General features: G+C 56.1%; 19 protein-coding genes. 2 read left to right on the top strand and 17 right to left on the bottom strand.

Going from position 1 to position 25,209, the window contains the following annotated elements; all coding sequences use genetic code 11:
- Positions 1–85: 85 nt before the first annotated feature.
- The 4 genes from mukB to cmoM are packed head-to-tail and all read right to left on the bottom strand — an operon-like array spanning position 86 to position 7,327.
- Positions 86–4,537 (bottom strand): chromosome partition protein MukB, encoded by a 4,452-nt coding sequence (mukB, locus tag IM271_RS13100; RefSeq protein WP_193052706.1) that lies wholly within the window; start codon positions 4,535–4,537, stop codon positions 86–88.
- Positions 4,537–5,241: a chromosome partition protein MukE gene (gene mukE / locus IM271_RS13095; RefSeq protein WP_008499954.1), complete on the bottom strand. Its 705-nt coding sequence runs from the start codon at positions 5,239–5,241 to the stop codon at positions 4,537–4,539. The genes mukB and mukE overlap by 1 nt, the downstream gene beginning before the upstream one ends.
- The gene (gene mukF / locus IM271_RS13090; protein WP_041910621.1) at positions 5,222–6,544 is read right to left on the bottom strand and encodes a chromosome partition protein MukF; all 1,323 of its coding nucleotides are present in this window, start codon (positions 6,542–6,544) and stop codon (positions 5,222–5,224) included. The genes mukE and mukF overlap by 20 nt, the downstream gene beginning before the upstream one ends.
- Before the next feature lie 3 nt (positions 6,545–6,547).
- Entirely contained in the window at positions 6,548–7,327 is a 780-nt protein-coding gene (cmoM, locus tag IM271_RS13085) for a tRNA uridine 5-oxyacetic acid(34) methyltransferase CmoM (RefSeq protein WP_028012576.1), read from the bottom strand.
- A 124-nt stretch (positions 7,328–7,451) separates the two neighbouring features.
- On the opposite strand from cmoM, the gene elyC reads away from it, so the two are divergent.
- Positions 7,452–8,231 (top strand): envelope biogenesis factor ElyC, encoded by a 780-nt coding sequence (elyC, locus tag IM271_RS13080; RefSeq protein WP_028012575.1) that lies wholly within the window; start codon positions 7,452–7,454, stop codon positions 8,229–8,231.
- Here the strand turns inward: elyC and IM271_RS13075 are convergent.
- The 13 genes from IM271_RS13075 to IM271_RS13015 form a co-directional block, all read right to left on the bottom strand.
- On the bottom strand, positions 8,208–9,101 hold the full coding sequence (locus IM271_RS13075) for a YcbJ family phosphotransferase (protein ID WP_193052705.1): 894 nt from the start codon (positions 9,099–9,101) through the stop codon (positions 8,208–8,210). The genes elyC and IM271_RS13075 overlap by 24 nt on opposite strands.
- 141 nt (positions 9,102–9,242) lie before the next feature.
- Complete coding sequence (gene kdsB, locus IM271_RS13070; protein WP_028012573.1) at positions 9,243–9,989, bottom strand: 3-deoxy-manno-octulosonate cytidylyltransferase; 747 nt, start codon at positions 9,987–9,989, stop codon at positions 9,243–9,245.
- A complete protein-coding gene (gene ycaR, locus IM271_RS13065) occupies positions 9,986–10,168 on the bottom strand; it encodes a protein YcaR (protein WP_006174474.1) in 183 nt (60 codons plus the stop codon). Before ycaR ends, kdsB begins: the two co-directional genes overlap by 4 nt.
- Positions 10,169–10,213: 45 nt before the next feature.
- Entirely contained in the window at positions 10,214–11,443 is a 1,230-nt protein-coding gene (locus IM271_RS13060; RefSeq protein WP_193052704.1) for a winged helix-turn-helix domain-containing protein, read from the bottom strand.
- 44 nt (positions 11,444–11,487) lie between these two features.
- Complete coding sequence (gene lpxK, locus IM271_RS13055; protein ID WP_063154562.1) at positions 11,488–12,465, bottom strand: tetraacyldisaccharide 4'-kinase; 978 nt, start codon at positions 12,463–12,465, stop codon at positions 11,488–11,490.
- On the bottom strand, positions 12,462–14,210 hold the full coding sequence (gene msbA / locus IM271_RS13050; protein WP_028012570.1) for a lipid A ABC transporter ATP-binding protein/permease MsbA: 1,749 nt from the start codon (positions 14,208–14,210) through the stop codon (positions 12,462–12,464). Before msbA ends, lpxK begins: the two co-directional genes overlap by 4 nt.
- Positions 14,211–14,246: 36 nt before the next feature.
- Entirely contained in the window at positions 14,247–16,511 is a 2,265-nt protein-coding gene (locus IM271_RS13045; RefSeq protein ID WP_193052703.1) for a ComEC family protein, read from the bottom strand.
- A gap of 214 nt (positions 16,512–16,725) precedes the next feature.
- Complete coding sequence (ihfB, locus tag IM271_RS13040; protein ID WP_008499965.1) at positions 16,726–17,013, bottom strand: integration host factor subunit beta; 288 nt, start codon at positions 17,011–17,013, stop codon at positions 16,726–16,728.
- A gap of 170 nt (positions 17,014–17,183) precedes the next feature.
- Positions 17,184–18,857, bottom strand: a complete 1,674-nt coding sequence (rpsA, locus tag IM271_RS13035; RefSeq protein WP_008499966.1) for a 30S ribosomal protein S1 — start codon at positions 18,855–18,857, stop codon at positions 17,184–17,186.
- Positions 18,858–18,968: 111 nt separating this feature from the next.
- Positions 18,969–19,652 (bottom strand): (d)CMP kinase, encoded by a 684-nt coding sequence (gene cmk, locus IM271_RS13030; protein ID WP_013097305.1) that lies wholly within the window; start codon positions 19,650–19,652, stop codon positions 18,969–18,971.
- Between the two features lie 185 nt (positions 19,653–19,837).
- Positions 19,838–21,121, bottom strand: coding sequence for a 3-phosphoshikimate 1-carboxyvinyltransferase (aroA, locus tag IM271_RS13025; protein WP_193052702.1), 1,284 nt, complete (start codon positions 21,119–21,121; stop codon positions 19,838–19,840).
- Between the two features lie 69 nt (positions 21,122–21,190).
- The gene (gene serC / locus IM271_RS13020; protein ID WP_048958355.1) at positions 21,191–22,279 is read right to left on the bottom strand and encodes a 3-phosphoserine/phosphohydroxythreonine transaminase; all 1,089 of its coding nucleotides are present in this window, start codon (positions 22,277–22,279) and stop codon (positions 21,191–21,193) included.
- A gap of 162 nt (positions 22,280–22,441) precedes the next feature.
- Positions 22,442–23,134, bottom strand: coding sequence for a DUF421 domain-containing protein (locus tag IM271_RS13015; RefSeq protein ID WP_028012566.1), 693 nt, complete (start codon positions 23,132–23,134; stop codon positions 22,442–22,444).
- Positions 23,135–23,261: 127 nt separating this feature from the next.
- Here IM271_RS13015 and ycaO point away from each other — a divergent pair, with 127 nt between their 5' ends.
- Positions 23,262–25,022, top strand: a complete 1,761-nt coding sequence (gene ycaO / locus IM271_RS13010; protein ID WP_049136587.1) for a 30S ribosomal protein S12 methylthiotransferase accessory factor YcaO — start codon at positions 23,262–23,264, stop codon at positions 25,020–25,022.
- Positions 25,023–25,209 lie beyond the last annotated feature (187 nt).

Here is a 25,209-nt window from a genome sequence, read left to right as displayed (position 1 = left end):
AAGTTTAAAGATAACGCAGCCCTGAACACAAGTTAAGAGAATAAAAAAAGCGGCGCTTCTGCGCCGCTCTTTGTAACAAAACGCCTCAGGAAGCGTCTGCCGTGGTTTCCGGCAATGATTCCGGCGGCTGCGGCGCAAAACCACGCAGCCCGACAACGTGCACGTGTTCGCTGTTCTGGAACACTTTACGCACCAGCTTATAGGTGGTGCCTTTTTCAGGGCTGATGTTTTCCGGTGCCGCAATGATGAGCTGCATATCGAGACGTTCGCAAAGCTCAAACAGCGTGGCAATCGAGCGGGCATCAAGACGCGCCGCTTCATCGAGGAACAGCAGTCGGCATGGGGAGATGTCTTTCCCGCGCAGGCGGCGCGCTTCATCTTCCCAGCTCTGCACCACCATCACCAGAATCGACATCCCGGTACCAATGGCTTCACCGGTCGACAGCGCTCCGGATTCCGCACGCAGCCAGCCGTCTGAACCACGGTTTACCTCAACTTCCATTTCCAGGTAGTTACGATAGTCCAGCAGCTCTTCACCGATGGTTTGCGGCGTACGCTGGCCCATATCAATCTGCGGATTCAGGCGCTGATACAGCTTCGCCAGCGCTTCGGAGAAGGTCAGACGGTTGCTGTTGAACAGATCCTGATGCTGCTCGTGCTGCTCAGAGAGCACTTCCAGCAGCGTCGCGTGGGCTTCACGTACGTTGACGTTAAGACGCACGCTGTTGACCTGACCAAACGAGACGCTCTGCAGCCCCTGGTTCAGCTGGCGGATACGGTTCTGCTCGCGCTGAATGGTTTTGCGAATGATATTCGCCACGCTGCGGGAGCTGATCGCCAGCTTCTGCTCGCGGGAGGTCAGCTCTTCCGTCAGACGGCCCAGCTCGATTTCCATCTGTTCGATGGCTTCGACCGGATCGTCGGTACGGATAATGTCCTGACGAATACGCTCGCGCAGGTGCTGATAAACCGCAACGAAGAACTGAATTTTACGTTCAGGACGTTTCGGATCCTCTGACATGCGCAGCACATCGCGCAGGTGTTCGTTATCCGCCACCGCCAGACGCAGCGCACCCAGCGCCTTATCCGACATCGAACGCAGCTCATCGGCAGAAAGGTATGCCAGCTCGCGACGGTGCAGGCGACGTTCAACGTTGTTGTCTTTCACCATCCGCATCACGGCGCACCAGCCCGCTTTCGCCGTCACGACCTGCTCGCGCATTTCATGATAGTCGCGCTCCAGCTTGCGCAGGCGGCGGGTCAGGTTATCCATTTCCGCTTCGCAGAAGGTGAGCGCTTTTTCCAGCTGATTACGACGCGCGCGGTTATTGCTGAGCTGGCTATGCAGCTCATCACGACGAATGCGCGCGCGCTCTTCCGCCCCGCTGTCGGCACGAACGCCAATGTCTTGCAGCTCTTTCTGCAGGTCGTTTAACAGCTCTTTCTTGGTGTCGAAGGAGCTTTTCAGCGAGGCCAGCACCTGGTTGTACTGGTTCAGCTGAGCGGAGTGGCTGCGCATCGCTTCGCGAGCGCGGGTACGTTCCGCTTCCGCCTGCTCAAGGCGCTGGCGCAGTTTTTCATTCAGGTCGCTGTTACCACTCAGCATTTCAGCCGAATCGGAGTAGCCGAAGTGCGCACGACGCTGCACCACTTCCGTCAGGGCAAACGCCTGCTGACGCGCTTCGCGCTGCACCTGCTGCGACCAGGCGTAATCTTCTTTTAACTGCTCGAACTGTTCCGGGTCGCTCTGCAGTACAGACACGACGGGCTCCAGCTTCGCCAGCTGGTTGCCGTGCTGCTGCACGAAGCGCGCGGCTTCCTGGGCTTCATCCAGACGTTCCTGGATCTCATCCACGCGGTCGGCCAGCGTGTCATCCGCCAGCAGGTTCAGGCGCGGCAGAATGCGGTTAAGGGCAGCGACGCCCTCTTTCGCCTGTTCGAACTGGACGCGGCTCTGCTGGTTGTCACTTTCATGACTGGCAATCGCGCGCTCCAGCTCGCCACGGCGGGTGTTGAGCTTGCGGATTTCCGCTTCCGGGTCGGCTTCAAACGCCACGCCCAGATGGCTGCCGATAAAGCGGCTGAACGCCTGGTGCAGACGCTGGGTTTTCTGTACGTCAAACGACAGAGTAGCAAAGCGTTCAGACAGCGTTTCACGCTCGGCGTGGAGGCTCTCGATGCGGCTTTCGCGCGCGGCGCGGCCAAACAGCGGCAGCTCCGGGAAGCGGGAGTAACGCCACTGGCGGTCGGCGATTTTCACCACCACCGCTTTTTCCAGCTCGTCAACGCTGAAGACGCTGTCATCGAACGACTGCGGATCCCCTTCGATCAGGTACAGATCTTCCGGGCAATCTTCCAGCCCTGCGAGCTGCTCAGAAATCAGCGACAGATCCGGCACCACAATTGCGTTGCGGGATGGACCGTACAGCGCGGAGAAGTACGGCGCATCGTCCAGGCCAACGTCATCGTAAATCTCAGACAGCAGTACGCCGCCAAAACGCTCGGCTAACGTGTTCAGACGCGGATCTTCTGACCCGCCCGGCTGGCTTAAGCGCTCGATTTCTTCATCGACGTCACGCTTGCGGGCACCCACTTCGTCACGTTCAACAATGGCTTCGCGCTCGCGCTCTAGCAGCTGTTGCAGATATTCGGTCACTTCCTGGCTGGACTCGAACTGCTCGCCGCACTGTTCGCTGAGCTGGTTCAGGCTGCTTTGCGCTGCCAGCCAGACCGGCGCACGTTGCAGGAGCGCCTTCGAACGGGACTGAAGCTGCTCCAGCTCCTGACGCAGCGTCATACGCTGTTCGCTGGCATTTGATACGGTATCGGACAGGGCCGCAATACGCGCTTCCAGCTCCTGATGCAGGGCCTCAAGCTCGTCGAAATCGTAATGTTTACCCTGACGCTTGCAGAACTCGGCCAGCAGACGTTCGGCTTCCTGCTGCTCGCGCAGACGCTGTTCCAGCTCGTTCAGGCGCATACGCAGCGGCTGCACCTGCTCGGCCAGATGGCGCTGGTTGACGCCGTCGCGCAGCAATTCACGGGCAACGTCCCAGGCTTCGCTACGCGCCAGCGGGCCGTTAATCGCAACTACCAGCTGATAAGCCTGTTCAAACTGGCTGTGCGCCGTTTGCGCGACGCTCATTTTCTGTTCAAGCGAGAGCAGTTTCTCGGTGGCTTCCTGCTCTTTGGCCTGGAAGGTGTCCAGCCACTCGTCGGCACTTTCCGGCGTCAGGTCTGGCAGATGGCACAGCTCTTTCGCACGCTGTAGCGCCTGTAGCGCCTGGTTGTACTGAATCGCACGCGTCTGCTGCACGTCCAGCGCCTGCTGGTAATCCGCAAGCTGGCTTTTCAGCTCGTCCACTTCCAGCTCGGCGGCTTCGGCGCGGGCTTCGTTCTCTTCCTGCATCTCGGCAGCTTCGGCCACCACTTCATTCTGCTCTTCGAGACGAATTTGCAGCTCATCGAGGTCCGCTTCGTAGCGTTCGATCTTTTCCTGCTGACGCAGCGCGGTCTGCACCAGGTTCAGGTGATCGCTGGCGGCCTGGTAGTCGGCTTCCAGGTCGCCCTCGGCACCGTTGTGCTCACCCAGCTCGCGCGCCATTTCGACGTGCTTGTACTGCTCGGCCACCAGCTGTTTACGGGAGGTAAACAGCTCGCGGCGATATTCTAATGCCTGATCGAGATGGACGCGGCGCTCGTTGGCGTGGCGCATGTAGTCCGCCGCAACGTAGTTGGTCGCTTCACTGATCAGGTGTTTAAACAGGTCGCGGTCAGACTGGGTAACGCGAATCGCTTCCAGCGTCATGCGGTTTTCACGCAGCGCCGCCTCCATGTCCTGGAAGGCCTTACGCACGCCGCTATTTTCCGGCAGCAGGTAGTCACGCAGGGAACGGGTAATGGCGCTGGAGATACCGCCGTACAGGGACGCTTCGATCAGACGGTAGTATTTGCTACGGTCTGATGCGCTGCGCAGACGGCGCGCTACCACGCCCAGATCGAACATCAGCGAGTGGTAGTCGGTAATGGAGTTGAACTGCTTGAACTGCACGCCTTCGATGGCTTCGAGCTTGTCCTTCAGCTCCTGCAGCGTCAGGACGCGCGCCTGGCGTTCATTCAGCGTTTCCGTCAGCAGCGCGGTCGGCTGTACGGAGGTTGGCAGCCCCTGAATGGCGAACGGTTTGATATCCACTTTACGGTCGCGGCCGGCAACCTGTTGCAGACGTACGCCCACCACCACGCGCTGGTGACGAGAGTTGATGACGTCCAGCACGGAATAACAGACGCCCGCTTTCAGCTTACCGTGCAGGCCTTTATCGCGGGAGCCGCTTGTCGCGCCCGCTTCGGTGGTGTTACGGAAGTGAAGCAGCGTCAGGTCGGGGATCAGCGCCGTTACAAACGCCGCCATGGTGGTGGATTTACCTGCCCCGTTACCACCGGAGAGAGTCGTGACCAGCTCATCCAGATCGAAGGTTCGGGCAAAGAAGCCGTTCCAGTTAATCAGCGTCAGTGAGCGAAATTTACCGCGTTCAATCATTACTCTTCCTCCCCGCTATCCGGCAGATTCTCTTCATGCTCATCATTGAGCTGCAAATGGTTTTCCACCGGCATCGCTTCACCGTCGCGGATCATGCGAAGCTGCGCTTCACGCGCATCATCGCCCGCACGCACGTCGGCGCCGAAGCGGAAGACCGATTCCGTGATGCGGAATTTGCTGCTGTCGTGGCCCATAAACCAGACCATCCCCAGACGGCGCAGACGGTTCAGGGAAGAGCGAACCTTTTCCTGTAATTTCTGACGGTCAAGATCCGACCCCGTCGAACGGTTATTCACCAGCTTAAGCAGTTTGCTCTCATCCGCCAGCGTCAGCAGTTCATCGTACAGCTCCTGCTGGGTGAAGATGCCTTCATTTGCCAGGCGTTCCGGGCTGAGGTAGAGATAGCAAAGAATTTTGCCAACCATCATGTCCAGCTCGGAGAGCACGGAGCGCGGGATCAGGGTCGTGGAACGCGGGCGCAGATAGAAAAAGCCTTCCGGCGCGCGGATAAGCTCCACGTTATAGCGGGCGTAAAACTCTTCCAGGTACTCCTGGAAGTCCATCAAAAAGGCGTGATTATCCAGCTCGTCCAGGCCAATGTGACGACCGGCACGCAGCTGGCTGTCCAGCGCCGGAAATAACGGATTCGCCAGCGCCTGTGCCAGCTTAACTGGCATCACTTGTTCAATATTTGTCAATGACATGCGCCTGTACCTTGGCTCCGTAATCGTTAATTGGCTGCCACTTCGGCGGCAGTCCGGTGAAGTCTGCTTGCGCGATACCCAGGCGCACCGCCTGGTCTACCACAATGCGGGCAACGTCGAAGTGGCGCGCGCGCGGATATTGCGCCAGATAGTCGCGCACCACGAGCCCAAGATCCAGCGGCGCTTGTCTGGTTTTGTAGACGGCGAGCTGTTCTTCGATCATCGCCGCAAGTTGCTCACGAATTTCGTTGAATTCTTCGTACTCCAGATCCGGCGGCAGTTCACCGGTGACCTCTTCATCGCGCAGCGCCATCTCTTCGTCGCGCATATCCAACAGACGATCGGCATTGGCATAGGTCAGCGCCCACGGTGCATCAAAGTAGGTCTGTACCGACTGACGAAGACGCTGAGCAAAGACGCGGTTTTTATCCATATCAATCGCGGTACGGATAAATTTATGCACGTGGCGGTCATAGCCGATCCACAGATCGATCGACTGCTGGCCCCAGCTAATAATGCGGTCAAGTTTGCTCTGCAGATCAAACACCAGACGGTCGATAAAATGCAGATCGTCGTGCGCCAGGGTCGCATCCTGGATGCGCAGCAGGTTGGCCTGCAGCTTGTCCCCTGCGGCCTCCAGCGTATCCTGCAGCTCACGCAGCGTACCGGAGGTTTCTGACAATAAAAGTTCACAGCTGGAAATGGCCGCACGCCAGTCTTTGTTCAGCAGCTGCGCGATATCGTCTTTCACCTGCTGCTGCTGCTCGTCCATCAGACGTTGAGTGAGATCGATACTGTCGAAAATCTCGGCCACCGAGTATTTCAGCGGCGCGTAAACGTTGCGGTGCCAGTGGAATTCGTCACCGTTTTCATCGGCCGCGTCGGCGGCACGTTTAAGCTCACCCGCCACGATCGACAGTTGCATGGAGAGACGCAGCGTGGAAAATTCGCGCTGGCGAATGTAGTAATCGGTGATGCCGATGCCCAGCGGCGTCAGGCGATAGATGGCGTTTCCTTCCGCCTGCTCGCTGGTAAAGCGGTTCAGCAGACGTTGACGCACCATATCGTTGATTGCGTTATTGGCACGCACGCTAATGGTTTCGCTGGTTTGCTCAAACGCATCACTGACGTGGCGGAACGCATCCACCAGTTCACCCTCGCTCATTTCACCATCCAGCCGTTCGCCGTTCAGCGTGGCAACCGCCAGCAGGAAAGAGAGTCTGTCTACCGGCAGCGAGATGGAGAAATCGTTTTTCCTGGCCCAGGCAACCAGTTCGGGGACTGTCTGGGAAAATTCACTCATAGGTTATCCTTGCATCTGCGGCTTGTGCGCGGTGACGTGAATATAGCGGCCAAGGCTGACGAACGGCTCCTGGCGGCAATACCGCGTTTCTAATTCTGTTAAGGTGTCAAAACAGTCACGCTGTTTGTGTTTTTCACGCAGATAATCATGAAACACCCTGACGCCCGTCTTCCCGACGATCTGCCAGCCAATCTCTTCCAGCCAGCCGTAAACCTGCTGCGGATCGCGCGGATAGTCCGGGGAAAGCGTGCGTTTTTTCTTTTTCGGCATCCCGACCTGAACATAGTCGAAGTTCCCTGCCACCATGTTGTGCATCAGGAAGCCGTTAGCATTGTAGAACATCAGCGACAGCGTACCGCCCGGACGTAACATTGACCACAGGGTTTGTAACACGCTTTGCGGATCGGCAACCCACTCCAGCACCGCATGAAACAATATCAGATCAACCTGGGTTTCCAAATGCTGCGCGATGTCCTGAGCGGCGCATTGTATAAAATGCATGTTGTCGCTCACACCTTTCTCTTCTGCCGCACGCGTCGCGCGGGCGACCATTTCAGCAGAAAGATCGCAAAGCGTGACGTGATGACCGCGTTCAGCCATTTTTATCGCCGTCTGCCCTTCACCGCCTCCGGCGTCCAGCACGCGCAACGTTTGACCACCGAACGTCGCCAGAATAGTGTCCAGATCCTGCCAGAGGATCGTCTGACGGAGCTGCCCTTTCGTGGTGCCATAAATGTTGCGCGAAAACTTTTCCGCGATGTCATCAAAATTGCGATCCCGCATTGGGAGAGTTCCACTCGCTAACTGCAAAACCGCTATTTTGTCACACCCGCGCGGAGAATGAACCTCTCTGGTGTAATATCACCGGTAATCATCTGCTGTATGGTCAAAAAAGGAACCAAAAAGGATGCTTTTTACCCTTAAGAAATACGTTGGAGGGATGATGCTTCCCCTTCCGCTGCTGCTTATCATCATCGCGCTGGGGCTGGCGCTGGTGTGGTTTAGTCGCTTTCAGAAGAGTGGCAAAACGCTTATTACGTTCGGCTGGCTGGTCCTGCTGCTGCTGAGCCTGCAGCCGGTGGCGGATGGACTGCTGCGCCCCATCGAAAACAGGTATCCTACGTGGCAGGGAAACCAGAAAGTTGATTACATCGTTGTGCTGGGCGGCGGGTATACCTGGGACCCTGACTGGGCCCCCAGTTCGAACCTGATCAACAACAGCCTGCCGCGGCTAAACGAAGGTATTCGCCTGTGGCTGGCGAATCCGGGATCAAAAATGATCTTCACCGGCGCAGCGGCCAAAACCAACCCGGTGAGTACGGCTGAAGCGGGAGCCAGAATCGCGGAATCGCTCGGCGTACCGCGTTCCTCTATCATCACGCTGGACAGCCCAAAGGATACCGAGGAAGAGGCTGCCGCGGTGAAGCAGGCGATTGGCGATGTTCCGTTCTTACTGGTGACCTCCGCCTCGCACCTGCCAAGAGCGATGATTTTCTTCGAGAAGCAAGGTTTGCACCCGCTTCCCGCACCGGCAAACCAGATGGCCATCAGCGCGCCGCTCAACCCATGGGAACGGGTGATCCCCTCTCCGATGTGGTTGATGCATAGCGATCGCGTCGGCTACGAGACGCTCGGACGCCTCTGGCAGTGGCTGAAAGGCTCGTCAGGCGAGCCAGGGCAAGAGTGATTTAGCCGCCAGATCGAAGTTGGCGCGATTGAAACGTCCGGTGTTGACCAGCTGCGCCACTTCGTCCCAGAGCAAATAAAGCCAGCGACGCCAGAGAAACGCCTCTGCAACGGGCGCGCGTTGAAGGTAGTGCCACAGTAAACCTTCCGCCGCCCCGCTGTCGCTGAGCCTGAACAGCTCATATTCCCGCGGTGCCCAGAGCATGATCCCCGGCCCTAGCATCGCCAGAAGCTGATCGCTGCGGGAGTCTTTGAGCATACTGCGCAGAGTAAAATTGCCGTGGATCAGCACGCAGTTGTCGTTAAAGCCGTCGAACAGCGCCGGTAAGCACTCGCGGGTGCGAAACAGAATACGTTTGTCCTGCATGGTCAAACCGGTATTGTTGAACTGGTTAAGCGTCCCCCACAGCACTTCCACCCGCTGGCGATACCACAGCGGCCACAGGTTTTCCTGGGTGCTGTCAACCGGACCAACAAGCCCGCGGCTATCCTGTCGGTGCCAGGCCAGCAGCGCCTCAACAATCTGATCCTTCAGCTGTTCCCAGCGTTCCGGCGTACGCGCGGGCGCTTCAACCGGCACACCGCGTAAACGCTCAATCAGCAGTACGTCCGGGCCGGGATGTTCCTCGTGGGTCATCACGCCGTACACGGTCGGCATACGGACGGTTCCCTCCCATGCCAGCATCGACATTTTCCAGGCAAGCTGCCTGGCCACGCCCGGCGACGAGAAGCTTCGTGCCATCAACGGCATCGGGTTGCCCTGGCCGTCATACAACGACCAGAGCGCGGTATCGACCTTTTCACTCACGCATTCGACCCGGCTTAACTTCTCACCCAGCAGATGGCTAAGTTCGGCACGCAGCTGTTCCATATGAGATTACCCCCATTAAGACTACTGCTTTTATAATGAGCGCACAGCGTGAAGATGTCACCCGGAAGAGATCAATTAGGGTAAAGAAAGGGGAATTTGCGGGGAGAGGACATCCCTCCGAAAGGAGGGATGCAGGCGGGATTAGCGCAACTCGGCGCGGACGCGCTCAAGATCTTCTGGGGTATCAACGCCCGTTCCCGGTACTTCGCGGGCAACGGCAACGTGGATTTTTTCGCCATACCAGAGCACGCGAAGCTGCTCCAGCATTTCGATATGCTCCAGCGGGCTCGGCGCCCAGGCTACATAGCGGCGAATAAAGCCGGCGCGATAGCCGTAGATCCCAATATGACGCAGGAAAGAATCACCGATGGTCTCTTTAGAGAGCGCAAAGCGATCGCGATCCCACGGAATCGTAGCGCGGGAGAAATAGAGCGCATAGCCTTCGGCATCCATCACCACCTTCACCGCATTCGGATTGAATGCCTCTTCAGCGTGGTGAATAGGCACCGCGAGCGTCGCCATACCGACCTGACGCTGCGCCAGGTTTTCCGCCACCTGACGGATAATAACGGCCGGGATCATCGGCTCGTCGCCCTGCACGTTGACGATGACCGTATCGTCACTGAAACCACATTTCTCAACCACTTCCGCCAGACGCTCGGTGCCGGACTGGTGATCGGCGCGGGTCATGCACACCTCACCGCCTGCGGCCTCAACCGCACGGGCGACATCAGGATGATCGGTTGCAACGATAATGCGGTCGGCACCGGACTCACGCGCCCGCTCAAGGACATGCACAATCATCGGCTTGCCGTTGATATCTACCAGCGGTTTACCCGGCAGACGCGTTGAGGCATAACGTGCAGGAATAATGACAACAAAACTCATGGTTTGCTCTCTTCTGCCACCAGGGAACGGGCTTCATTTTCCAGCAGTACCGGAATGCCGTCACGCAGCGGGAAGGCCAGACTGTCCAGCTTGCAGATCAGCTCCTGTTTGTCCTGGCTGTAGTAAAGTTTGCCGTTGCATACCGGGCAGGCAATAATTTCAAGTAAACGGTGATCCATAGTTCCTCCGTATGGGTAATCGCTAAAGCTTAACACATTCCCTTTTCAGGGCGTGCCTGTTTCCCAGCCACTTCGACAGGATGTGAATAACCCGTCAGGTACCCGGCCAAGCGATACGTCGCGAGCCTCCTGCCAGCGCGCGAACTCGCTAATGGCGGACGATAACCCTTTTTCCAGGCTCGCCGTGACCCTGATGCCCTCTTGCAGATAAAGGGCAATGACTTCAAGCGTGCCGGTCTTGCGGTGCATTTTGGCATCCATGCGTCCGACCAGTTGTCCCTTGTGCAGCAGCGGTAAAACAAAGTAGCCGTATTGCCGCTTTGGCGCCGGGGTATAGCATTCCAGCCGGTAGCTGAAGTCAAACAGCTGCTCGGCGCGTTTTCTGTCCCAAACCACCGGATCGAAAGGTGACAACACCGCGCTGTGGGTCGCCCGGAGTTTCCCCTCCAGAGCCTCGGGCAGCAGAGGGACAAGATCCGCGTGCAGCCACATTTCGCCCAGCGTTTCCACCATAACGGGAATAACTCGCTGTTCACGCTGCCACATCTCCAGCAGAGGCTTCAGCGCAGGCTGACGGAGGCGGTAATAGTCTGCCAGCCATTGCGGACGGAAAATGCCCAGGCTGCGGGCGCTGTTCTCCAGCATGATGGCCTCGGCCGCCTCCTGAGTAAGCAGATCCCGCTCGTCGTCCCAGTGAGGCATCACGCGATGCGTCAGATCATAAACGCGCTGAAAATTACGCCGTTCAATGACCATGACTTTGCCTGACGTGAACAACCCTTCAAGATGACGCTTGTGCGGCTTCCACTCCCACCATCCGCCTGCACCTTTGCGCGGATGTTCAAAATCGGCGGATCGAACGGGGCCGTTTTCCTGAATATGGCTGATAAGCTGCTCTATTTCGGCCTCATGTTCCTCCATCCACGCCTGCCGGTATTTCCATCCCATCTTTTCCGGAGCAAGCATACGGTGACGTACCAGGGCGAAATCGCTACGGGGCAGGAAGCAGGCTTCGTGAGCCCAGTACTCCATCAGCTCCCCTTTGGAGAGCGCCTCATCCAGCCACTGCGGAGGATAACTCCCCAGGCGGCTAAACAGCACCAGGTAAGGGCTACGGGCGACAATGTTAATGGTGTCGATTTGGAGCAGCGACATGCGCTGGATGGTAGAGAGGATATCGGCAGGCTGCGCGCGGCGACGGGGCTTTTTGAGCAGCCCCTGCGCGGCAAGGTGTAAATGACGTGCGGCTGAAAGCGAGAGTTGCGGTAAAGACATGCGTTTTCCTGTCAGTCAAAGCGCCACCAGAACCGCGTAAGCCTCTACTGCACCAACGCAATCAGTTCCTTAAGCAATTGTTCCGGCTGTTCGCCGCTGAGTTCAGCGTCAACCGGCAGATACCACCAGTTTTCTTTCGCAAAGGCACGGCATTTCACCGCATCTTTTTCGGTCATAATGAGCGTCTGGCCAGGCGCGGTAAGCGCCTCAACCTGTTCTGACACCAGCGCCTGATGGTCAGCCAGCGGAACGCGTTTTTCCAGCCGGGCGCCACACTGTTCCAGCGTCGCGAAGAAGCGCGGCGGATGACCAATACCCGCCATTGCCACCAGCGAAGGCAGTTCTGCAACCGCCCGGCGTTCACCCGTCACCAGGTTGACCGCCATTCCCGGTAACAGACGCATAGGAATTTCACCCGACTTTGCTTCACCGCCGTTAACAATCACCGCATCAACGGACTTCAGACGCGAAGCGCGTTCACGCATGGGGCCAGCGGGCAGCCACCAGCCGTTGCCGAAACGACGAACGCCGTCGATAACTACAATCTCTTTATCACGCGCCAGAGCGTAATGCTGCAGGCCGTCGTCAGTGATGATGATTTGTGCCGCGTGTTCAGCAAGCAGGGCCTGCACGGCGTCGCTGCGCACCGGGGAGACCGCAACCGGCGCACCGGTACGCTGGAAAATCAATACTGGCTCATCACCCGCTTCTGCGGTCGTGGTTTCCGCCGACAGCAGCAATGGGTAGTGCGCCGCTTTACCACCATACCCACGCGACACCACGCCGGGGCGGATGCCGCGTTTTTGCAACTGCTCCACCAGCCAGATCACCACTGGCGTTTTGCCGTTGCCGCCCGCCGTGAGGTTACCCACCACGACTACCGGAACCGGCGCGCGCCAGGCACGCTTGATCCCCAGACGGTAAAACAGGCGAATAATGCCGCTCACCAAACCGTACAGCCAGGAGAGCGGCAAAAGCAGCAGCCACAGCGGGGATTCACCGGACCAGATGCGCGCAATCATTCGCCGAACTGCATCTTATGAAGCTGGGCGTAAACGCCACGATGTTCCAGCAGATCGGCATGGCTTCCGCGTTCAACAATGATGCCGTCCTCAACCACGACGATCTCATCTGCCTGCTCAATAGTGGACAGACGGTGCGCAATCACCAGCGAAGTACGGTTCTTTTGCAGTTCATCCAGCGCCGACTGAATCGCGCGTTCAGATTCCGTATCCAGTGCAGAGGTTGCTTCGTCCAGGATCAGTATCGGGCTATCGCGCAGCAGCGCGCGCGCAATGGCGATACGCTGGCGCTGACCGCCGGAGAGCAGTACCCCGTTTTCACCGATTATCGTGTCCAGACCGTTATCCATCTTGTTGATAAAGTCCATTGCATACGCCATACGCGCGGCGTTCTCAATCTGCTCGCGGCTGTACTCGTCAGTGCGTGCATAAGCAATGTTGTTGGCAACCGTATCGTTGAAGAGATGCACGTTCTGAGAAACCAGCGCAACCTGGTTACGCAGCGATTGCAGGGTGTACTCCCGCAGATCGTGACCATCCAGCAGGATCTCACCTTCGTTAATATCGTAGAAACGAGTGATGAGGCTCGCAATGGTGGATTTACCGGAGCCGGAGCGGCCTACCAGCGCAACGGTTTTACCTGCCGGAATCGTCAGGTTGATATTGCGCAGAGCCGGCGTTTCGCGGCCTGGATAGGTGAAGGTCACGTTGCGGAACTCCACGTCGCCACGGGCGCGCTCTACCTCGCGTGTACCTTCGTCTTTTTCCTGTTCAGAATCCAGAATGCTGAACAGCGTCTGGCAGGCGGCCATCCCGCGCTGGAACTGGGCGTTCACGTTGGTCAGGGATTTCAGCGGGCGCATCAGGGCAATCATCGAGGAGAAGACTACGGTGATAGTACCCGCCGTCAGCGTTTCCATTACGCTCGGGAAGCTTGCCGCATAAAGAACGAACGCCAGCGCCAGTGAGGCAATCAGCTGAATGATCGGGTCAGAGATGGAAGAGGCCGAGACCATCTTCATCCCCTGCAGACGCATTTTGTTGCTGACTTTGTCAAAGCGTTTGGTTTCAACTTCCTGACCGCCGAAGATCAACACTTCTTTGTGCCCTTTCAGCATCTGTTCTGCGCTGGTCGTCACCTGCCCCATGGTGTTCTGCATATTCTTACTGATATTGCGGAAGCGCTTTGAGACGACGCGGATAGCAATGGACACGACCGGTGCCAGCACGATAAGGATCAGCGACAGCTGCCAGCTGTAATAGAACATCATTGCAAACAGACCGATGATCGACGCTCCTTCGCGCACGACGGTAATCAGCGCGCTTGAAGAGGAGGAGGCAACCTGCTCTGAATCGTAGGTAATACGAGACAGCAGCGTCCCGGTGGATTGCTTGTCAAAGAATGAGACCGGCATGCCCATCATGTGGCTGAACAGACGACGGCGCATGGTCATAACCACTTTCCCGGAAACCCAGGAAATGCAGTAGCTGGAGATATAGCTGGTGATACCACGTAAGATCATCAGCCCGATAACCACCAGAGGCATCCACAGCAACACTGAGCGATCCGTTTTACCAAAACCGTCGTCCAGTAACGGTTTGAGGAGCGATAACATAAAAGTATCGCTGGCTGCGTTGAGGATTAACGCTACACCCGCCACGATCAGGCCTGCTTTAAAGGGTGCAATCATCGGCCAGAGTCGGCGGAAGGTTTGCCACGTGGAGAGATCTTTGTCGTTATGCATTCAAAAAACCAGCATTTGTTGAAATAGCCGCATATTCTACCCGTTATCTACGGGCGCGCCAAACCACTGATGATACCAGGGGGGTAAAAATTGATCCCGCACGCGCCGGATTTGCCAGCGATGGTGCGAAAATGTCACCGATATTTGCCCGGAATGGGGGGTATCGTGCCAGATATATCCCTCTTTTCGATAGCGCCGGACTACTTTAGCCGACGGGAATCGCCATGCGTTATAGCGGGCCGCTGAATCCAGAGCTATCTGTCCCTCAACCCGCTGTACCAGCGGCAATGACGACGAGGTATTGCTGCCGTGATGAGGTACCTGTATGAGGGTGGACGTTAGATGCTGCCAGTAATGGCTAAGCATAGCCTGTTCTGCCTGTGCTTCAATGTCTCCCGTCAGCAGAACGCTCTGCTCGCCGTCGTCAATTTTTACCACGCAGGAGTGATTGTTACCCTGAGCCGGATAATTTTCAGTGGGCCAGTGGACGGTGAACGTTAACCCCTGCCATTGCCATCTTTGCCCGCGAAAGCAGGGTCGATGCCCGGTCTGGTGCAACGGACTTCTTACCCACATTTCGGGCCATGTTTTTTGCAGCGATACAAGGCCTCCCGCATGGTCGAGATGCTCATGGCTCAGAATGACGCCTTCCGGCTGCAGATGATGCCAGCGCAGCCATGGAATAATTAACCGCTGTGCACTATCCCCGCCCGGCCAGGCAAGCCCGGTATCGTAAAGAATGGCTTTTCCCTGTCGTTCAATAACCATTGCCAGCCCCTGCCCCACGTCCAGCATATGGAGCGTCCAGGCGTCGCTTTTCGCCGTTCGCCAGAGGGGAGAAGCCAGCAAGACACATCCCGCCAGACAAACGGCAGGAACGGTTTTCCAGGCGCGGAAACGCCAGCCGATGAGGATAAGCCACGGCAGTAACGTCATGTACTGCCAGCGCTGGTCCACACTCTGCCAGCCGTCTGGCAGGCGCATCAGCAACCAGAACAACCCGGTAAGCGTCTTATCGGCTGCATACCAGATGCCGCTTTCCAGCCCCGCCAGCGGCAGCAGATGGAGCAGCATGCCGAGTAAAATCAGCGGTACGCAGACAAACGTCACCAACGGCACGGCAAAGAAATTGGCGATCAACGATGAAATGCTAAAGCCATGGAAAATCAGAACCTGTAGCGGCATGAGAAGTAACAGCATGCCGACTTGCAGATAGACCAGGTTCAGCAGCGGACGTATCCGGCGAGCCCACTGCCAGTGAGGAAGCGGCAACCACTGAAACCAGAAAATCAGCGCGGCGACGGCAAATGCAGACAAAAGCAGACTCTGCGAAAGTATGGCTAAGGGATCGCTTATCAGGATCGCCGCGACACAGCAGATCCACACCTGCCATGGAGACCATTGCCGGGAACCGATCCGCAGCGCCGCCAGTACAGCAAGTGCGATGACCGTGCGTAGCGCGGGTGGTTGCAGACCGGTCAGCCAGGCGTAGAAAGCAGCAAAGAATAACCCTGCCAGCAGGGGCATTTGCCAGTTGACCCGATGGCAAGGTAATAAAAACTGAAGCCCGCGCCCAAGAAACCAGACGATGGAGGCCGCCAGCGCGATATGCAGACCCGAAATCGCCATCAGATGCAGCGTGCCGGTTTCACGCATCAGGTCTTTTATTTCCCTGGGGACATCCAGACGTTCTCCCATGCCCAGCCCGAGGATAACCGCGCCCCAGCGATAAACTGAAAGTCGGTTTTGCAGCGATGTCAGGTATTGCGCTCGCAGGCTGCAGCGTCCATCGATGAGTTCTGCATGGGTAAAACGCCCACTTAGCGTTTGATGGCGGGCAATAGCGCTGCGCTGGGGGTCATACCCTCCGTCGTTCAGTTCGCCGTGTACAGGCCTGAGCCGGAGCGTCATCGCCCAGCGCTGACCGGCACACGCTTTCTGCGGCAGATAATGACCATAAAGCGTTACGCCTGTTGACGCCCACCAGCGCTGGCCATCAATGGTGAGTATTTTTCCCTGATGCACAGTGGCACCATCAGTCGCGGCGATCTCCACCTCGGCCTGTACGGCACCTGCGGTTAAATGCTGCATCGGCCAGACGCTCTCTTGCGCGGCCAGAATGCCCCACACGCAAAATAACAGCGTCATCCCCACATACTTCAGCCGTACGTTTTGGCGTGCGGCCAGTGCAACCCCGCCAGCCATCATTATCCAGATGGTATAACGCGATGGCAGTTCAGGTAACCAGAGTAACGGGGCTATCGCCAGAATGGCGCAGATGCCTAAATCGGGAATTCCCATTGCTACCTCCCTGTTTCTGGGTGGCAGTATGCGGGCAGATCGAGCGGGGTGTCAGGTATGAAAAATGCAATCTACAGCAAGCGCTGCAAGGTTTTTAGCGCGTTGCAGAAAACGCAACTTAAAATGCGAGACACCTTCAGAATGAAAGTGACGGAGACAAAAAAAGCACCCGCAGGTGCTTTCTTTCGAACCCAGTTTAACCGGCTGGCTAAACTCAGTTGCCGTAAATATTGGCGCGATCGCGCAGTTCTTTACCCGGCTTAAAGTGTGGAACGTACTTCCCTTCCAGCTCGACTTTATCACCAGTTTTCGGGTTACGCCCGGTACGTGGAGCACGATAGTGCAGAGAAAAACTACCGAAACCGCGGATTTCAATGCGCTCGCCCTGGGCAAGAGTGGAGGCCATATGCTCCAGCATCTCTTTTACGGCATCTTCCACTGCCTTGGCAGGGATATGCGGTTGCTGACTGGCAAGTCTTTCAATCAATTCTGACTTGGTCATGATTCCTCCGGTTCCTTTCAAACCAATTAGCTGAACAGCTCATTAAACAAGGGCGGCCGTAGCCGCCCTTTGTTATTGATTACAGGACGAATCCTGCAATCTGTCAAGTCTGCTCATCATCCTTCGCGCTGTAAATGCGTTACAGCTCAAATGATGCTGAGAACCTGATATTACTCGCCTTTAGCTGCTTTGAAAGCTTCAGCCATTGCGTTGTTAGAGAAGTTTGCATCTTCCTGTTTGTTAACAGTTGCGATTGCATCTTTCTCATCAGCTTCGTCTTTAGCACGAACAGACAGGCTGATTGCACGGTTCTTACGGTCAACACCGGTGAACTTAGCTTCAACGTCGTCGCCTACGTTCAGAACCAGAGTGGCATCTTCAACGCGGTCACGTGAAGCTTCAGAAGCGCGCAGGTAACCTTCAACGCCGTCAGCCAGTTCTACGGTTGCGCCTTTAGCGTCAACTGCAGTCACTTTACCGTTTACGATTGCGCCTTTCTTGTTCAGTGCAACCCAGTTGTTGAACGGATCTTCTGCGAGCTGTTTAACGCCCAGGGAGATACGCTCACGCTCTGCGTCAACCTGCAGAACAACTGCAGCGATTTCGTCGCCTTTTTTGTATTCACGAACTGCTTCTTCGCCTGCAACGTTCCAGGAGATGTCAGACAGGTGAACCAGGCCATCGATGCCGCCGTCCAGGCCGATGAAGATACCGAAGTCAGTGATAGACTTGATTTTACCTTCAACACGGTCGCCCTTGTTGTGGGTTTCCGCGAACTGCTGCCATGGGTTGTTTTTGCACTGCTTCAGGCCCAGGGAGATACGACGACGTTCTTCGTCGATATCCAGAACCATCACTTCCACTACATCACCAACGTTAACAACTTTGGATGGGTGGATGTTTTTGTTGGTCCAGTCCATTTCGGAAACGTGCACCAGGCCTTCAACGCCTTCTTCGATTTCAACGAAGCAGCCGTAGTCGGTCAGGTTGGTTACGCGACCAGTCAGTTTAGTACCTTCTGGGTAACGCTTAGCGATAGCTACCCATGGATCTTCGCCCAGCTGTTTCAGGCCGAGGGATACACGAGTACGCTCGCGGTCGAACTTCAGCACTTTAACAGTGATTTCGTCGCCCACGTTCACGATTTCGCTTGGGTGCTTAACGCGTTTCCACGCCATGTCGGTGATGTGCAGCAGGCCATCAACGCCGCCCAGGTCAACGAATGCGCCGTAGTCAGTGAGGTTCTTAACGATACCTTTGACTTCCATGCCTTCCTGCAGGTTTTCCAGCAGCTGATCGCGTTCTGCGCTGTTTTCGGATTCGATAACGGCACGACGGGAAACAACAACGTTGTTACGCTTCTGGTCCAGCTTGATTACTTTGAACTCAAGCTCTTTGCCTTCGAGGTGCAGGGTGTCACGGACTGGACGAACGTCTACCAGTGAACCTGGCAGGAACGCACGAATACCATTCAGCTCAACAGTGAAGCCACCTTTAACTTTGCCGTTGATAACACCGACCACAGTTTCAGCTTCTTCGTAAGCTTTCTCCAGCGTGATCCATGCTTCGTGACGTTTAGCTTTCTCACGAGACAGCAGGGTTTCGCCGAAGCCGTCTTCTACTGCGTCCAGAGCAACGTCAACTTCGTCACCAACCTGGATTTCCAGCTCGCCCTGGGCGTTTTTGAACTGCTCAGCCGGAATGGCGGACTCAGATTTCAGACCGGCGTCAACCAGTACTACGTCTTTGTCGATAGCAACAACAACACCGCGAACGATGGAACCCGGACGGGTTTCGATTTCTTTTAAGGATTCTTCAAACAGTTGAGCAAAAGATTCAGTCATGTTTAATCTTCAGGTTAATATTAACGTCCACCTGGCTCCGTGCCGGATGGGGTTGTTTCACATACCCGCCGTCAATCCATTGCAGCGGGGGTACTGCTAAATCGGTCGCGATTACGCGAGTGCCAGTTTTTGGCGCGCATATTGTAGCGCTTTTTCAATCACTTGCTCAATAGTTAAACTGGTTGAATCCAGAACTAATGCATCTTCTGCAGGAACAAGCGGTGCGACGGCGCGGTTACGATCGCGGTCATCGCGCTCTTTTATCTCGGATAAAAGGCGATCAAAGTTAACACTAAACCCCTTTTCCTGCAACTGAAGCATACGGCGTTGAGCACGTTCTTCCGAAGAGGCGTCAAGGAAGATTTTTACTGGCGCATCAGGGAAGACCACGGTTCCCATGTCGCGTCCATCAGCGATCAGACCCGGGGCTTCACGAAACGCTCGCTGGCGACGCAGCAGCGCCTCGCGAACGCGTGGGAAAGCCGCCACCTGGGAGGCCGCATTAGCGACTTCCTGCGTACGGATTTCGCCGCTCACGTCTTCCCCTTCCAGGATCACTTCCAGGTTGCCATCGGTAGAAACAAAACGCACATCCAGATGCGCAGCCAGCGGTACCAGCGCTTCTTCAGAGGCGACATCCACGTGATGATGCAGCGCAGCCAGCGCCAGCACGCGATAGATTGCTCCCGAATCTAAAAGATGCCATTGCAATGCTTCCGCCATCGCTTTGCACAGAGTACCTTTCCCTGCGCCACTCGGCCCATCAATGGTGATTACCGGGGCAACTGCCGTCATCTTTTTCTCCTTAAATAAGGCATACCGTTAACATGAACGCCGCGCATTATACGCGCCAACGTGCGCAACTGTTACCTTTGCGTGCAAATTACGGAATGATAGAAGCAGAGTGTAGAAGAAATGAGCGGGAAAGATCGTCAGGAAGCGTAAGGAAATGCCGCATCAGGTGATGCGGCAAGACTTCATCATGCCAGGGTGCTAATGCGCGCCAGCTGTTCGAAATAGTCCGGGAAGGTTTTCGCCGTACATTTCGGATCGAGAATGGTCACAGGGGTATCGGACAGCGCCACCAGCGAGAAACACATCGCCATACGGTGATCGTTATAGGTCCCGATTTCAGCAAAGTTCAGTTTTGCCGGAGGGGTAATGCGAATGTAATCTTCGCCCTCTTCTACCTCAGCGCCGACTTTACGCAGCTCGGTTGCCATCGCGAACAGGCGGTCCGTCTCTTTTACGCGCCAGTTATAGATGTTGCGCAGCGTGGTGGTGCCTTTGGCAAACAGCGCCGCCGTGGCAATGGTCATCGCCGCATCCGGGATATGGTTCATGTCCATGTCGATGGCGTTCAGCTCACCGTGGGTACAGGAGATGAAATCATCCCCCCAGGTGACAACCGCGCCCATTTTTTCCAGCACGTCAGCAAAACGAATATCGCCCTGCACGCTGTTGCGGCCAATGCCGGTCACTTTTACCGTACCGCCTTTAATCGCGCCAGCGGCAAGGAAATAGGACGCGGATGAAGCATCGCCTTCAACCAGGTAGTTGCCCGGCGACTGGTACTGCTGCGAGCCGCGAACCACGAAACGCTGATAAGACTGGTTTTCAACCTCAACGCCGAAGGTTTTCATCAGATGCAGCGTAATATCAATATACGGTTTGGAGACCAGCTCACCTTTAATCGTGATAACCGTATCCTGCGGGGCCAGCGGCGCGGTCATCAGCAGCGCCGTCAGGAACTGGCTGGAGACGCTGCCGTCAACCTCGACGGTACCGCCGGTAAAGCCCCCGCGCAGACGCAGTGGCGGGTAATTTTCCTGCTCCAGATACTCAATCTGCGCGCCGCCCTGACGCAGGGCATCTACCAGATGGCCGATCGGACGTTCCTTCATGCGCGGCTCGCCGGTCAGCACGATGTTATTGCTCCCGAGGCACAGGGCCGCCGCCAGCGGACGCATCGCGGTACCCGCGTTACCCAGAAACAGCTCAAGCTCGTCACTCGCCTGCAGCGCGCCGCCGTTGCCGGTCACTTCGCAGCGGGTGCGATCGTCAGAGAGTGTGTAATGAACGCCCAACGCTTTCAGCGCATTGAGCATATGGCGCACGTCATCGCTGTCCAGCAGGTTGGTGAGGACGGTGGTGCCGTTTGCCAGAGCTGCCAGCAGCAGAGCGCGGTTCGAGACACTTTTTGAACCAGGCAGATTGATGGTGCCATCTACCCGCGCGATAGGTTGTAACGTCAGGGATTCCATGAAAACTAAACTCTCAACTCAACATAATAAAAACCCCGCAGGGACGCTGCGGGGGTGAAAAACAGCAAATTAACCGTGACGACGTTCGAAGTCGATCATGAAATCGGTCAGGGCTTTAACCCCTTCCAGCGGCATGGCGTTATAAATGGAAGCACGCATCCCGCCCACCACACGATGGCCTTTCAGCGCGTGCAGACCCGCCGCGAACGACTCTTCCAGGAACACGCTGTCCAGGCTGCTGTCTGCCAGCTGGAACGGTACGTTCATGCGGGAACGGTTCGCTTTCGCCACATCGTTACGGTAGAAATCGCTCTTGTCGATCGTGCCGTACAGCAGTTCGGCTTTCTGCTGATTGATCTTGTCCATCTGCGCCACGCCGCCGTTTTGCTTCAGCCATTTGAAGACCAGGCCGGAGAGATACCAGGCAAACGTAGGTGGGGTGTTGAACATGGAGTCGTTGTCATTCAGGACGGTGTAATCCAGGATTGACGGGCAGGACTTATGGGCTTTCCCCAGCAGGTCTTCACGGACGATGACAATAGTCAGCCCAGCAGGACCGATGTTTTTCTGAGCACCTGCGTAAATGACGCCGTAGCGGCTGACGTCCAGCGGAGTGGACAGAATGGTTGAAGAGAAGTCCGCCGTCACAATGACATTGTCGCCAAAGTCTGGCTCTTCGTGAATGGCGATGCCGTCGATGGTTTCGTTCGGGCAGTAGTGGAGATACGCGGCGTTGTCAGACAGCTGCCACTCGCTCATCGGCTTCACGGCGCGCAGACCGTCAACGGTCACTTTGGCGTCGATAACGTTCGGCGTGCAGTATTTGTGCGCTTCTTTTACCGCACTGGCTGCCCAGTAGCCGGCATCGACGTAATCAGCGGTGGTTTTGTCGCCCAGCAGATTGAGCGGGATGCCCGCAAACTGACCGCGTCCACCGCCATGGCAGAACAATACTTTGTAGTTCGAGGGAATGTTCAGCAGATCGCGAAAATCCTTTTCTGCCTCTTCCGCCACCTGAATAAACGCTTTACCCCGGTGGCTGATTTCCATCACCGACGTACCCAGACCGTTCCAGTCACACAGTTCCTGTTGAGCCTGTTTGAGTACGTCTGCCGGTAACATTGCCGGACCTGAACTGAAATTAAAAACTTGAGCCATTTCCCCTCACCACGCTAAAAGCCATAAGTTATAACTGTGGATATCGGTTTTATCATTCAGTGACACGCGCCGCAATGTCTAAAACTTATGACCGGGGAAATGTGCCCTTCGTCACACAAAACAATCTGCCGCCTCGTCGTCACAAAACCGACAAAATCGCTGTCAGACGAGGCGTTTAGCCCGGCTAACCTTTGTCCATTCCGGATTTGCACAACGAGGGCATAATTGATGATCGCCCGCATGCATCCCCACAACATGACTACATTTTATACATGCATACTCCCCGGTTTCAGGTATCACCCTGAACCGTTCTACTAACATATCCGGCAGGATACACAGGCCGGGCTTAACGTCGTCATCAGCATAGTAATAGACGCTGATTTGCCCATTGGTTTCCATGATCGCCAGCCGCACCTGTCCGAGCTGTTCAACGCTATTCAGGCGCAGCTCCATGAAGAACTCAAACTCGGTCATATTGGCGCTTTGCACATTTTCCCAGGCCAGCTGACCGTCCTCGACAATAACGACCGGTTTCCCTTCAAGCAGATCTTCCAGCTTTTCACTTTTCGACATTAGCCACATCACCAGCCGGTAAAGCAAGGCGAGGGAAACAAAAACGATAAACACCGGCACCATCGGCACGTCGTCATAAAACGCGACGTCCCCCGCCGCCGAGCCCAGCGTCAGGATGATCAGCACTTCAAACAGAGACATCTGACGAACGCCACGACGGCCAGTAATTTTGAGAAACAGGAAGACGAGTACGAAGGTATACAGGCTGCGCAGCGCCACTTCGCCCAGAAATTCAGGTGGAACTTTATCAAACGCCATCCGCTGGAGATCAAATGCTTTCATTTTTCTATGCCTTAACAGTCAGTTACTGCTACTAAGCATAGCTCAGCCATTTATTTTCGTCGGAGATAGCACCCGTCACGCAAAACCCGTATCATTGCGCGCTTTACGTACGATAAAAGTGAACGCCATGACTCAAACATTTATCCCCGGCAAAGACGCCGCTCTGGAAGATTCCATCGCTCGCTTCCAGCAGAAACTGACCGACCTGGGCTTTAACATCGAAGAAGCCTCCTGGCTGAACCCGGTGCCTCACGTCTGGTCCGTGCACATTCGCGACAAAGACTGCGCGCTCTGCTTTACCAACGGTAAAGGTGCGACGAAAAAAGCGGCACTGGCCTCTGCGCTGGGTGAGTATTTTGAGCGTCTGTCCACCAACTACTTCTTCGCTGACTTCTGGCTGGGTGAAACCATCGCCAACGGCCCGTTCGTTCACTATCCGAACGAAAAATGGTTCCCGCTGACCGAAGACGATGAACTGCCGGAAGGCATTCTGGATGGCCGTCTGCGTGCCTTCTACGATCCGGAAAACGAACTGACCGCCAGCATGCTGATCGATCTGCAATCTGGGAATGAAGAGCGTGGGATCTGCGCCCTGCCGTTCACCCGTCAGTCTGACGAGCAGACCGTGTATATTCCGATGAACATCGTCGGCAACCTGTATGTGTCCAACGGTATGTCCGCCGGTAATACCCGCAATGAAGCGCGCGTGCAGGGCCTGTCTGAAGTGTTCGAGCGTCACATTAAAAACCGTATCATCGCTGAATCCATCAGCCTGCCGGAGATCCCGGCGGACGTGCTGGCGCGCTACCCGGGCGTGGTGGAATCCATCGCCAAACTGGAAGCGGAAGGTTTCCCAATCTTTGCGTATGACGGCTCGCTGGGCGGTAAATATCCGGTTATCTGCGTCGTGCTGTTTAACCCGACTAACGGAACCTGCTTCGCCTCCTTCGGTGCGCACCCTGACTTCGGCGTGGCGCTGGAGCGTACCGTGACCGAGCTGCTGCAGGGCCGTAGCCTGAAAGATCTCGACGTATTCACCCCGCCAACGTTTGACGATGAAGAAGTGGCCGAGCACACCAACCTCGAAACCCACTTCATCGACTCCAGCGGTTTGATTTCCTGGGATATGTTCAAGCAGGACGCGGACTATCCGTTCGTGGACTGGAGCTTTGCCGGTACCACCGAAGAAGAGTTCGCTACATTGATGGCAATCTTCGACGCCGAAGATCAGGAAGTCTACATTGCCGACTACGAACACCTGGGCGTTTACGCGTGCCGCATCATCGTACCTGGCATGTCCGATATCTACCCGGCGGAAGATCTGTGGCTCGCAAACAACAGCATGGGCGCGCACCTGCGTGAAACCCTACTCTCCCTGCCGGGCAGCGAGTGGGAAAAAGAAGATTATCTCAACCTGATAGCCCAGCTGGACGATGAAGGCCACGATGACTTTACCCGCGTGCGCGAGCTGCTGGGTCTGGCGACCGGGAAAGACAACGGCTGGTATACGCTGCGCATCGGTGAACTGAAAGCGATGCTGGCCCTCGCGGGCGGCGATCTGGATCAGGCTCTGGCCTGGACAGAATGGACCATGGAGTTTAACCAGTCGGTCTTCTCCGCCGAGCGCACCAACTATTACCGCTGCCTGCAAACCCTGCTGCTGCTTGCGCAGGAAGACGATCGCGAGCCACTGCAGTACCTGAACGCTTTCGTACGTATGTACGGTGCTGAAGCGGTTGAAGCCGCCAGCGCGGCGCTGAGCGGTGAAGAGCCGTTCTACGGTCTGCAGGCGGTTGACAGCGATCTGAAAGCCTTCCCGGCGCATCAGTCTCTGCTGAAGGCCTATGAAAAGCTGCAGAAAGCAAAAGCCGCTTACTGGTCAAAATAAGCGCATATAACATTAACGGCAGTAGGCGTATTCAATCGTCTGGGCTATATTACGGGGCAATTTCATTGCCCCTTTTTTTATTCTCTTCGGCAATGATTGTTGATTGTAATAATAAAGTTAAACACGGGTAAATATAATAATATTTGCCTGGGCTTTATTGTTACTTTTTATGGTAAATACTCCATAT

The sequence above is a fragment of the Enterobacter cloacae complex sp. I3 genome (assembly GCF_014896175.1).
Classification (GTDB): Bacteria; Pseudomonadota; Gammaproteobacteria; order Enterobacterales; family Enterobacteriaceae; genus Enterobacter; species Enterobacter bugandensis.
Note: the sequence above shows the minus strand (reverse complement) of the source record. Positions and strands in the feature narration are given on the sequence as shown.

Coding starts and splice junctions, on each gene's coding strand:
- cmoM (WP_028012576.1), bottom strand. CDS start 7,327: ATGCGGGATCGCAATTTTGATGACATCGCGGAAAAGTTTTCGCGCAAC.
- mukF (WP_041910621.1), bottom strand. CDS start 6,544: ATGAGTGAATTTTCCCAGACAGTCCCCGAACTGGTTGCCTGGGCCAGG.
- lpxK (WP_063154562.1), bottom strand. CDS start 12,465: ATGATTGCGCGCATCTGGTCCGGTGAATCCCCGCTGTGGCTGCTGCTT.
- mukE (WP_008499954.1), bottom strand. CDS start 5,241: ATGTCATTGACAAATATTGAACAAGTGATGCCAGTTAAGCTGGCACAG.
- msbA (WP_028012570.1), bottom strand. CDS start 14,210: ATGCATAACGACAAAGATCTCTCCACGTGGCAAACCTTCCGCCGACTC.
- serC (WP_048958355.1), bottom strand. CDS start 22,279: ATGGCTCAAGTTTTTAATTTCAGTTCAGGTCCGGCAATGTTACCGGCA.
- IM271_RS13075 (WP_193052705.1), bottom strand. CDS start 9,101: ATGGAACAGCTGCGTGCCGAACTTAGCCATCTGCTGGGTGAGAAGTTA.
- ihfB (WP_008499965.1), bottom strand. CDS start 17,013: ATGACCAAGTCAGAATTGATTGAAAGACTTGCCAGTCAGCAACCGCAT.
- aroA (WP_193052702.1), bottom strand. CDS start 21,121: ATGGAATCCCTGACGTTACAACCTATCGCGCGGGTAGATGGCACCATC.
- IM271_RS13060 (WP_193052704.1), bottom strand. CDS start 11,443: ATGTCTTTACCGCAACTCTCGCTTTCAGCCGCACGTCATTTACACCTT.
- ycaO (WP_049136587.1), top strand. CDS start 23,262: ATGACTCAAACATTTATCCCCGGCAAAGACGCCGCTCTGGAAGATTCC.
- mukB (WP_193052706.1), bottom strand. CDS start 4,537: ATGATTGAACGCGGTAAATTTCGCTCACTGACGCTGATTAACTGGAAC.
- rpsA (WP_008499966.1), bottom strand. CDS start 18,857: ATGACTGAATCTTTTGCTCAACTGTTTGAAGAATCCTTAAAAGAAATC.
- elyC (WP_028012575.1), top strand. CDS start 7,452: ATGCTTTTTACCCTTAAGAAATACGTTGGAGGGATGATGCTTCCCCTT.
- kdsB (WP_028012573.1), bottom strand. CDS start 9,989: ATGAGTTTTGTTGTCATTATTCCTGCACGTTATGCCTCAACGCGTCTG.
- cmk (WP_013097305.1), bottom strand. CDS start 19,652: ATGACGGCAGTTGCCCCGGTAATCACCATTGATGGGCCGAGTGGCGCA.
- IM271_RS13045 (WP_193052703.1), bottom strand. CDS start 16,511: ATGGGAATTCCCGATTTAGGCATCTGCGCCATTCTGGCGATAGCCCCG.
- ycaR (WP_006174474.1), bottom strand. CDS start 10,168: ATGGATCACCGTTTACTTGAAATTATTGCCTGCCCGGTATGCAACGGC.
- IM271_RS13015 (WP_028012566.1), bottom strand. CDS start 23,134: ATGAAAGCATTTGATCTCCAGCGGATGGCGTTTGATAAAGTTCCACCT.